1 pseudogene is annotated in these 703 nt (G+C 59.6%); it reads left to right on the top strand.

Annotated features, from left to right (window positions below):
- Positions 1-703: pseudogene (locus RA27_RS24500) on the top strand (hypothetical protein); the annotation flags it as partial.

Genomic DNA, 703 nt, shown 5'->3' with positions numbered 1-703 from the left:
ACCGGGCCGGATGCGTCCGATTTCTCGACGGTCAATGTGAACGCGGGCACACTGGATGTTGTGAGTGGCGGGCTCAGCGGAATCAACGCGGCCACGGTTATGTCGGGTGCGACGCTGACCGCAGGTGGGAATATCACCTTCACCGGTGGCAATGACCGTCTCACGGTTGCCGGGACGGTTGACGGGGCTTCAACGATCAACCTTGGCGCCGGCAACGACACGTTTACGTTCCAGGACGGAGCCAGCGTCAGTGCCGTCGTTGACGGTGGTGTAGGGACAGACACGTTGACGGCGGACATTGCTGCTGCCGCAACCCTTGCTCAGGCGACCAACTTCGAGACGCTGACGAAGACCGGAGCGGGTACGCTGAGCGTCACGGGAACGTCCGACTTCGCGACAGTCGAGGTGGATGAAGGCACGCTGGATGTTGCGAGTGGTGGTGCGATTTCAGGTGTGAACACTGCATCGGTTGGAACAGGTGCGGCGATTGACCTGGATGGCGGTTTTACCTTCACAACAGGTAACGACAGTTTTGATGTTGCCGGCAGGTTGACAGGTTCAGGGGCGTTCGATCTGGATGCAGGCAATGACACATTGACGCTTCGGGATGGCGCTGATCTGTCTGGCCTGACCACCGCAATCGACGGTGGTGCAGATACCGATACAGTCGTTGTCGATGCCATCGGCGATCTGACCCTTGACG

Origin of the sequence: Ruegeria sp. ANG-R (genome assembly GCF_000813985.1) — a bacterium.
Taxonomy (GTDB): domain Bacteria; phylum Pseudomonadota; class Alphaproteobacteria; order Rhodobacterales; family Rhodobacteraceae; genus Ruegeria.
Note: the sequence above shows the minus strand (reverse complement) of the source record. Positions and strands in the feature narration are given on the sequence as shown.